Raw genomic sequence first — 9,294 nt, 5'->3', positions numbered from 1 at the left:
GGTTCGTCGGGCGCGGCGGCCGGCTCGGTGCCGAGCCGGGCTGACGCCCGAGGACCGGGTGGCGCTGCGCCCGGCCCGGGGTGCGCGGGCCCGCTCCGCAAGGCGCCGCAGTGGCGTAGGTGGTGGCTGGTCTTGGCCGGGGAGGTGATCAGCGGCGGGGCGACGGGGCGTCATGCTGGGGGCCCGTACCACCCGCTGAGTGATGGAGACCGAGATGAACGACATCCCCACGGCCCGCTGGAGCGTCGGCGCGCCCGAAGCCGGTGACTACACAGCCTGGCGTGAACTCTTCCGCGGGTACTGCGAGTTCTACCGCGTGCCGATTCCGGAGGAGAAGGCCGAGCTGGTGTGGTCCTGGCTGACGGACCCGGGGCACGAACTGGCGGGACTGCTGGTGCGGGACGAGACCGGCCGGCCGGTCGGGCTCGCGCACTACCGGCCGTTCTCGCGGCCGTTGCACGGGGCCGTCGGGTGCTTCCTGGACGACCTGTTCGTCGCGCCGGAGGTCCGGGGCGGCGGAGCGGTGGACGCGCTGTTGGGCCGGCTGCGGGAAATCGCGGCGGAACGCGGGTGGAACACCGTCCGCTGGATCACCTCCGAGGACAATTACCGGGCCCGCGGAAAGTATGACCAGGTCGCCACCCGGACCAGGTTCCTCACCTACGACATGGCTCCGGAGGCCCCGGCCGGCTGAGTCCGCGGCCCGACCGCCGGACATTCGTTCGGAGTTTCTGTTATCGGCGCCCCGCCGGGAGGTCTCCCAAGTGTCGGCACCCGACCAGTCGACCGGAACAGAAAGCGTGGCCACGTGAACAGCGACGACAGGACGACCATCCTCCCGGCGAGCGGAGGCGGCGCCGGCAGCGGGAGCGGGAGTGGAGTCCACGGCCGCTCCGGCGGCCGGGCGGCGCGGCGGGCTGCCGAGCGGCACACCGGCCGGGGCCGGCGGGCGCGGCGGCGCGGCGGGATCGTGCCGGTCGCCGCGGTCGTCGCCGCCGTGGCCGGCACCGGGCTGTTCGCCGCGTTGGCCGGCGCGGGCTACGCGGCGTACGCCGGCAAGCAGACCGACCGCGACATGGCCGGCCAGTCGCTGGCCGCCGACGCGCTGATCTCCGCGGAACTGGGCACGCACGAGGGCATCCAGGTGCCCGGCGCCGGCGGGACGATCCCGGACGTTCCGCCGACGGCCGCCCCCACCGCCACCGCCACCGACCCGGCGGTCACCCCGAGCGCCTCGGCAACGCCGACCGCGACCGCTCCGGCCTCCCCGACGGCTTCGGCCGTCGCCACCCCGACCGCCGTGCCCACCCCCACGGCCTCCGCGGCGAAGGCGACCCCGGGCGCCACCCGTACCGCCCCTGCCGTCCCTGTCAGTGCCGAGCGGACCGCCGCGGCCGCACCGGCGGGCGGGGGCGCGGCTCCCTCGTACGCCCAGAAGGTCGTGGACCTGGTCAACGCCGAGCGTGCCAAGGCCGGCTGCGGGCCGGTCAGCGCCGAGCCCCGGCTGGCGAGTGCGGCCCAGTCGCACAGTGACGACATGGCCGACCGCAACTTCTTCGACCATGCCAGCCCGGAGGGCTATCACGCCGATCACCGGATCGAGGCGGCCGGCTACAGCTGGAGCACCTGGGGCGAGAACATCGCCCGTGGGCAGAAGGACCCGGCTGCGGTGATGAGCTCCTGGATGAACAGCCCCGGCCACCGGGCCAACATCCTGAACTGCTCGTTCAAGCAACTCGGCGTGGGCGTGCGGACCGGCACCAACGGTCCGTGGTGGACCCAGGTGTTCGCCGCCCCGGCGTGAACCGACCCCGGGCCGGCTCCGGAGCCGGCCCGCGCCTGACTGCCCCCGTGCGTGTCCCCGTCCCGGCCAGGTCCGCCTTCCAAACCGGGCAGATCGGTCCGGGCCGATTTTCCGATTCCGTGCACATTGTTGTTATCTGATCACTTCCCACGGGTCTCCGAGGAGGCAGCGGCGGACGGAAACACGGCAAGACGGAGCGCGGACCATGAAGGCTGATGTGCAGAACAGGACCGGGACCCCCCTGGTGCTCGCGGCGCAGGCAGGTGACCGGCAGGCCCGGGAGGCGCTGGTCGCCACCTGGCTGCCGCTCGTCTACAACGTGGCCGGCCGCGCCCTCGGCGGCCACGCCGACGTGGACGACGTCGCGCAGGAGACCATGATCCGGGCCCTGGACGGCCTGGACGGGCTCCGCGACCCGGAGTCCTTCCGGTCCTGGCTGGTCGCCATCACCATGAACCAGGTGCGCCGTCGGCATGCCGCCGGTCAGCAGCAGCCGACCGTCGGTGGCCTGGACGAGACCTGGGAGGTCGAAGACCCGCGGGCCGACTTCACCGACCTCACCATCCTGCGCCTCGGTCTGTCCGGCCAGCGCCGCGAGGTGGCCGAGGCCACCCGCTGGCTGGACCCCGACGACCGCGAGCTGCTCGCCCTCTGGTGGCAGGAGGCCGCCGGTGACCTGACCCGCGCCGAACTCGCCGAGGCGCTCGACCTGACCCCGCAGCACACCGCCGTGCGCGTGCAGCGGATGAAGAAGCAGCTCGAAGCGGGCCGCATCGTCGTCCGCGCGCTCGGCGCCTACCCCCGCTGCCCCGGACTGACCGAGCTCACCGCGGGCTTCGACGGCACCCCGAACTCGGTCTGGCGCAAGCGCATCGCCCGCCACATCCGGGACTGTTCCGACTGCGGCGGCCTCGGCCGGGACCTGTTCCCGGCCGAAGGGCTGCTGGCCGGCCTCGCCCTGGTGCCGATCCCGCTCGACTCGCCCGTGCTGCTGCACTTCCAGCAGGCCGCGGCCACCGCCGCCTCCTTGGCGGCCGCCACCGGAGCGGGCTCCGGAGCGGGAACGGGTGCCGGAGCCCACACCGGTACCGGCGCGCACGCGGGAGGGCATGGCGGCTGGGCCGGCACCGCGGCCCGCAAGGCCGTCCTGGCGAGCGGCGCGGCCGCGGCAGCCGCCGTGACCACCCTCGCCCTGGTCTGGCCGCAGGCCGGCGAGCCCCCGCGGGCGACGGCACCGGAGCCCACCGCCCCGACCGTGGCCCAGGACAACCCGACGGCCGCCGCCGCATCCGCTGCCGTCGCCCCCGCACCCGTGCCGACCCCGACACCCGCGGAGAGCCCGACGCCGACGACGCCCACACCGACGCCGACCGTGACCCGCACCGCCACCGCGACAGCGCAGCCCAACCCGGAGCGCCAGCTGGTGGACCTGGTCAACGCCGAACGCACCAAGGCCGGTTGCACCCCGCTGCGGATCGACGCCCGGCTGCACAGCTCGGCCCAGAAGCACGCGGACGACATGGCCACCCGAGGCTTCTTCGACCACGTCAACCCGGACGGCGTCCGAGCCGAAGCCCGGATCACCGCCGTCGGCTACCGCTGGTCCCAGTGGGGCGAGAACCTCGACCGGGGCCCGACCACCCCGGCCGCCGTCTTCGCCCGCTGGATGGACGGCGGGATCCACCAGTCCAACATGCTCGACTGCGGATTCAAGGACATCGGCGTCGGCTTCGCCACCAGCTCCGCCGGCACCCCCTACTGGACCCAGGACCTCGGAGCCCCGATGTCCTGAACCGCGGCCGCCGATGGCCGGCCGGTGGACCACAGGGACTACGCGGGCGCGGCCGCCACCAGGCTGTTCGCCGACCCGGTCACGTAGCCGGTGGCCTCCCCGAGGACGCCACCCGCGTCACCGACCTGCCCGGGCACCACGTCCGGCGCGCTGCTCAGCGGCCCGGGCAGCCCCTCCTGCCCGCCCACGGCACTGGCGTGCGCACTCGGCGCGGTGAGGGAGGCCACGACACCAACGGCGAGCGAGGCAACGGCAAACATGCTGCGCTTCTTCATGGCCGGTCCAACGAGGCTGCGCCGGAGGGGTTACGGCCCGCCGAGCGCAACCGCCGCCACCGGAGCGCGCGGAGACGTTGGACGGCCCGCGAGCCGACCGGGACTCTGCCGGGCGGCGGGCGGGCCGTGGGAACCACCATGGCCCCACCCGCCCCTGCCGGTCAGGGGCGTGCAAGGTGCGGGCGGACGCACGGCGGCGCGCCGGGCGTGCACCAGCAGCCCCAGCCGCGCCGTCAGAGCGTCCCGGAGCCCCGCGCCACCGCGGGCCCGCCCGCCCCTGCGGCCCCGTCCTCCCAAGCCGAAGCACCTGGAGCCGACGCTCCCGGAGCCGCCCCCACCAGGCCCACCGGACCCACCACCCAGTCCGGATGCCCCGGCATCGGCGGGGTCCGCAACCCGTACAGCCAGTCGTCCAGGAAGCCCCGCAGGTCCTGCCCGGACACCACCGAGGCCGTCCGCACGTAGTCCTCGGTGGTCGCGTTCCCGTACCGGTACGTGCCGAGGAAGGCGCGCTCGATGCGGTCGAAGGTCTGCGCCCCGACCTTCTCCCGCAGTGCGAACAGCACCAGCGCGCCGCCCGTGTACCGCTGGTCGTGGAAGAGGCCGGCGGCGGTGGGGGAGGCGACCGGCCCGGAGTCGCGCCGCGACTGGTCGCCCATCCCGTAGAGGTGGCGCATCCGCTCGACCAGCGTGGTGTGGCCCCAGGCGTCCGGCCACCCGCGCTCGTACTGGTACATCAGGCCGTAGAAGGTGGCATGGCCCTCGTTGAGCCAGAGGTCGGACCACCTGGCGGGGGAGACGCTGTCGCCGAACCAGGAGTGGACCAGCTCGTGCATCATGTGCGAGCCGATCGCCGGCTCCGCCTGTCGCAGGAAGTTCGGCTTGTAGAGGGTGAGCGTCTGGCTCTCCAGACCGGTGAAGGCGAACGCGGCCGGGTCGTCCGTGTCGGCCGGCAGGATCCCGTACGTCTCGAACGGGAAGGGCCCCAGGTGCGCTTCGGCCCAGGCGAGTTGGCCGGGGGTGAGGGCGAGCGCGGGTTCCAGCTCGGCGGCGCGCGCGGTCGGCACGACGTCGCGCAGCGGCAGGCCGTGCGGCCCGGTGCGCTCGCGCACGGTGTAGTCGCCGACCGAGACCTGGACCAGCTCGGTGGCCATCGGCTCGCGGGAGACGTACCGGCGGGTGGTGCGGCCGTCGCCGAGCTGCTCGGTGGCCGCCAACTCCCCGTTGGCGACGCCGAGGAGGCCGTCCGGGGCGGTCACCGCGATGGTGAACCGGGCCTTGTCGCCCGGGTGGTCGTTGCACGGGAAGACGGTGTGCGCGCTGTTCGGCTGGCCGGCCACCGCGAAGCCGTCCGGGGTGGGCACCCAGCCGGTGTGCGGCAGCTCGGCGCGTGGGTCGGCGGTGTACTCGACGGTCAGCCGGGTGACGGCGCCCGGGCGGAAGGGCCTGGCCGGGGTGACCGTCAGCTTCTCGTCGTGGGTCGCGAAGCCCGCCGGCTGCCCGTCGACCCGGACGGTGCGTACGGTCAGTCCGAGCGCGTCCAGCTCCAGCCGGGCCAGGGTGCGGTCGGGCCGTACCGTGAGCACGGCCGTGGCGTCCACCGTCCTGGTCCCGGCCCGGTAGTCGAAGGCCAGGTCGTACCCGAGCGTCCGGTACCCGGTGTTCCCGAGCGAGGGGAAGACCGGATCGCCCAGCCCGCCGGCGGCGCCGGCCGTGGGCACGCTCGCGGACAGCAGCGCCGTACTGAGCGCGAGCGACAGGACCAGACCGGCGCGGGGCCTGAACAAGGGTGATCACCGTACTTCACGAGCGGGAGCGGAGGCAGGAGCCGCCCGGACGGGAGAGCCTGGCCAGGGATGCTAGTGGACCGCCGGGCCGGCACGGGCGCGGTCGGTGCGGTTCGACGACACACCGTCGTCCCCCGGACGGCCCAAGGTGATGGCGGCGCCCCCGCCCGCGGTCTAGCGTGGGGAGTGCTTCGTCCCCTGACGGACGAGCCACGGCCGTCGGAAAACCTGGCCAGGTCCGGCGGCCGTACTCTTCTGCCCTGGCGCTGCACGCCCGGACGCGCCCCGTAGGCTGGCGTCCGATACGACGCCCGCGTACCGGATGCCAGGAGCCGCCGTGACCAGCCCAGCTTCCCCCGTTCTGGTGATCGGTGAGTGCGTCGCCGACATCGTCCGCACGGGTGACGCCCCGGACCGGGTGCACCCCGGCGGCAGCCCCGCGAACGTCGCCTACGGGCTGGCCCGGCTGGGCCGCCCGGCCACGCTGCTCACCGAGCTGGGGCCGGACGCCAACGGCCGGCTGATCCGGCAGCACCTGGAGTCGGCCGGGGTGCGGGTGCGGGCCGCCGAGGTCGCCCGGACACCCTCGGCGGTGGTGGAACCGGACGGGCAGGGGCGGGCCCGCTACGCCTTCGACATCCGCTGGACGCTCCCGCCGACCGAACTCGCCGAGCCGCCCGCCGCGATCCACCTCGGCTCGATCGCCGCGGTCACCGAGCCCGGCGCGGCGTCGGTGCTGGCACTGGTGGAGCGCTGGCGCGGGCAGGCACAGATCAGCTACGACCCGAACGTGCGCCCGGCGCTGATGGGCGACCGGGCCGAGGCCGTCCGGCGGGTCGAGCGCTGGGTGGCGCTGAGCGACGTGGTCAAGGCCAGTGACGAGGACCTGGCCTGGCTCTACCCGGGCGAGCGGCCCGAGGCGGCCGCCGGGCGCTGGCTGGCCCTCGGCCCCTCCGTGGTCGCGGTCACCCTCGGCGCCGAGGGGGCGTTCGCCCGCACCAGCGAGGGCGGACACGTCGAGGCCGCGGCCGTTCCGGTGCCGGTCGCGGACACCGTCGGAGCCGGTGACTCCTTCATGGCCGCTTTCCTGCACGCCCGTGCGACCGGCACCGACCTCGCGACCTGCCTCACCCACGCGGTGACGGCGGCCGCGCTGACCGTCGCCCGCCCGGGCGCCAACCCGCCCTCGGCCGCCGCCCTGGCGGCCGCCCTGGCGGACGGGCCGCAGTCCCGCTCCGGCGGCCGCGGGGTGGACCGGCTCAACCGCCAGGCTGCTCAACCGCGGTGAGGTCCTTCCCGTACCAGATCTCGGCGTACGGTCCGCTGCTGTAGGCGGGGATCTCCCGGTACCCGTTCCGCAGGTACAGCGTGCGGGCCTCGACCAGGTCGAGGCGGGTGTCGAGGACGATCCGGTCGGCGCCCAGGGAGCGGGCGGCCCGGTCGACGGCGGCCAGCAGTACGGCGCCGCCGCCGGTGCCGCGCAGGCCGGGGCGGACGAAGACGCGGGTGAGCTCGGCCGTGGTGGCGTCGAGTCGCCGCAGGCCGGCGCAGGCGTGGGCGACGCCGTCGTGACGGGCGATCAGGAACGAGCCGTCCGGGGCGGCGAGGTCGTCGCTGGGGGAGCCGGCCAGGCCGGACTCCAGCTCCTGGGGGGTGCCCTCCCGGTCGAAGTGCAGGCGGTAGTAGCGGTTGGCCACGTCGTAGTAGTACTCACGCAGCAGGTCCAGGGCCTCGGGGCTGGTCACGTCGGCCGTGGCGACGCTCCAGAGGCCGGAGTGGCCGGGTGCGGTGTTCGTCATGCGCGCATGATCCACTTCATGGCTCCGGCACCGCAATCGGTTTTCCCGGCCGCCCGGGCCCCCGGACCTCCGAACACCCGGACACCCGGGCGAAGGAACGGCAAGGCCCAGGTGCGTCGTTGCCCCGCGCGAGTGACGAGGGGATTGGCGCTGGTGGACGGCGGGGGAGCAGTGCATCTATGAACAGACCATCAGGTTGTCACATTAATGGGGGTCTGAGGGAGGGTCAGCAACGCCGGACTGGTGTGCGGACCGGTCTGCTGGCCACCGTCTGCCTCTCCGCCGTCCTCGCCGGCTGCGCCGGTCCGGCCGCTCCCGCCGGCCCCAAGCCCGCCCCGGCCGCTCCCGCCGGCCCCAAGCCCGCCCCGGCCGCTCCCGCCGGCCCGAAGGCCGCCCCGGTCGCCGACGCGAACGCGAAGCCGGCGCCCGCCGCCGAGGGCGCCGCAGCCCCCGGGGGCGCCGACCACGTGGGCGCCCCGCCCGAGGCGAAGCCGCTGCTGCCCGGCCTGGCCCGCAAGGAGGAGAGCAGCAGCGAGTCCACGGCCCGTCAGGAGGTGGCCGCCCGTGCCGCGCTGGAGACCGCCCGGCGCTGGGGCCTGGAGCGCCCGCCGCTGAAGGCCCCGCCGCGCCCGGCGGCCAAGGCCGCGCTCACCCCGGGGCAGGGCGTCAAGCTCGCGGACGGTCGCCCGCCCGTCGTCTACCGGGTGCCGACCCACGACAAGGTGGTCTTCCTGACCGTCGACGACGGCGCCGAGAAGGACCCCGAGTTCTCCCGGATGGCCCGGGAACTGGGCATCCCGCTCAGCGCCTACGTCTCCGACTACGTCGCGCGTGACAACTACGGCTACTTCCGCGACCTGCACGCCCAGGGCGTGGAGATCAACAACCACACGATCAACCACCGCAACCTGAAGGTGCTGGACCACGAGACCCAGCGCGAGGAGATCTGCACCCAGCAGGACCGGCTGGAGCGGCAGATCGGCGTGCGCCCCCGGCTGTTCCGGCCGCCGTACGGCGAGTACAACGACGACACCCTGCGCGCGGCAGCCTCCTGCGGGGTGGAGGCGGTGCCGATGTGGAACGAGGAGGCCTTCCCGGACCACATGGAGTGGCGCTACGACGACCAGAAGCTGCATCCGGGCGACATCATCCTGACCCACTTCCGGGGCGCTGACGTCTGGAAGGCGTCCATGCCGGACCTGCTGCGCAAGGTCGTCAACGACGTCACCGCGCAGGGCTTCGCGCTGGCCCGGCTGGACGACTACCTGTAGCGGCCGCCTTCAGTGACCATCCGCAGCGGCCGAGGGCCGGGCGGCTCAGCCGAGCGAGAGGGCGTCGAGGTACACCCAGGCGCCCTCGTGCCGCACGAAGCGGCTGTTCTCGGTGAGCGCGCCCTCCTCGCCGCCCTCGGTCCAGTGCGCCCGGAAGGCCACCGTGCCCTCCGCGTGGAACGCGCCGCCCTCGGTGGTGGCGACGATTTCCAGCCCGGTCCAGCGCAGCCCCGGGTCGAAGTCGACCTCCGCGGGCCGGGTGTCCGGGTGCCAGGTGCGCAGCAGGTACGCCTCGTCCTGCGCGGCGAAGGCGCTGAACCGGGAGCGCATCAGGGACTCGGCGGTGGTGGCCGAGGCCTGGCCCCGGTGCAGCCGGCCGCAGCAGTCGCCGTAGGCGGCGGGCAGGCCGCACGGGCAGGGGGAGGAGGGCAGCAGCCGGGGCGCGGCGGGGCGGGGCGCGGAACGACGTCGGGACATGCCGCCCATTGTCCCCCACCCGCGGCGCGGCCCCCGGCCGCCCCGCACACGACGGGAACGGGCCCGCCCCTCGGCGCACCGAGGGGCGG

Annotated in this window: 9 protein-coding genes; 5 read left to right on the top strand and 4 right to left on the bottom strand. The window is 74.8% G+C overall.

The window, feature by feature from the left end; genetic code table 11:
* The first annotated feature begins 214 nt into the window (after positions 1-214).
* The 3 genes from ACFU7Y_RS32915 (at position 215) to ACFU7Y_RS32905 (ending at position 3,596) form a co-directional block, all read left to right on the top strand.
* Complete coding sequence (locus ACFU7Y_RS32915) at positions 215-694, top strand: GNAT family N-acetyltransferase (RefSeq protein ID WP_224285633.1); 480 nt, start codon at positions 215-217, stop codon at positions 692-694.
* 114 nt (positions 695-808) lie between these two features.
* A complete protein-coding gene (locus ACFU7Y_RS32910) occupies positions 809-1,804 on the top strand; it encodes a CAP domain-containing protein (RefSeq protein ID WP_380770569.1) in 996 nt (331 codons plus the stop codon).
* Positions 1,805-2,009: 205 nt separating this feature from the next.
* Positions 2,010-3,596 carry a sigma-70 family RNA polymerase sigma factor gene (locus ACFU7Y_RS32905; RefSeq protein WP_380770568.1) on the top strand — a complete coding sequence of 529 codons (1,587 nt, stop codon included), beginning with the start codon at positions 2,010-2,012 and terminating at the stop codon, positions 3,594-3,596.
* Between the two features lie 38 nt (positions 3,597-3,634).
* On the opposite strand, the gene ACFU7Y_RS32900 is transcribed toward ACFU7Y_RS32905, so the two are convergent.
* A complete protein-coding gene (locus ACFU7Y_RS32900; protein ID WP_224285581.1) occupies positions 3,635-3,871 on the bottom strand; it encodes a hypothetical protein in 237 nt (78 codons plus the stop codon).
* Between the two features lie 233 nt (positions 3,872-4,104).
* Positions 4,105-5,658 carry a M1 family metallopeptidase gene (locus ACFU7Y_RS32895; RefSeq protein ID WP_224285065.1) on the bottom strand — a complete coding sequence of 518 codons (1,554 nt, stop codon included), beginning with the start codon at positions 5,656-5,658 and terminating at the stop codon, positions 4,105-4,107.
* Positions 5,659-5,995: 337 nt separating this feature from the next.
* On the opposite strand from ACFU7Y_RS32895, the gene ACFU7Y_RS32890 reads away from it, so the two are divergent.
* The gene (locus ACFU7Y_RS32890) at positions 5,996-6,946 is read left to right on the top strand and encodes a carbohydrate kinase (protein WP_380770567.1); all 951 of its coding nucleotides are present in this window, start codon (positions 5,996-5,998) and stop codon (positions 6,944-6,946) included.
* Here ACFU7Y_RS32890 and ACFU7Y_RS32885 read toward each other — a convergent pair.
* Positions 6,918-7,457, bottom strand: coding sequence for a GNAT family N-acetyltransferase (locus ACFU7Y_RS32885; RefSeq protein WP_224285616.1), 540 nt, complete (start codon positions 7,455-7,457; stop codon positions 6,918-6,920). The two genes, ACFU7Y_RS32890 and ACFU7Y_RS32885, sit on opposite strands and share 29 nt — an antisense overlap.
* A 245-nt stretch (positions 7,458-7,702) precedes the next feature.
* Here ACFU7Y_RS32885 and ACFU7Y_RS32880 point away from each other — a divergent pair, with 245 nt between their 5' ends.
* Entirely contained in the window at positions 7,703-8,728 is a 1,026-nt protein-coding gene (locus ACFU7Y_RS32880; protein ID WP_380770566.1) for a polysaccharide deacetylase family protein, read from the top strand.
* A gap of 45 nt (positions 8,729-8,773) precedes the next feature.
* Here ACFU7Y_RS32880 and ACFU7Y_RS32875 read toward each other — a convergent pair whose 3' ends face one another.
* Positions 8,774-9,205, bottom strand: a complete 432-nt coding sequence (locus ACFU7Y_RS32875) for a YchJ family protein (RefSeq protein WP_224285527.1) — start codon at positions 9,203-9,205, stop codon at positions 8,774-8,776.
* Between the last annotated feature and the right edge of the window lie 89 nt (positions 9,206-9,294).

The organism is Kitasatospora sp. NPDC057542, assembly GCF_042801945.1.
Lineage (GTDB): Bacteria > Actinomycetota > Actinomycetes > Streptomycetales > Streptomycetaceae > Kitasatospora.
The sequence above is the reverse complement of the archived record's forward strand: the minus strand, read 5'-3'. Positions and strand labels throughout refer to the sequence as shown.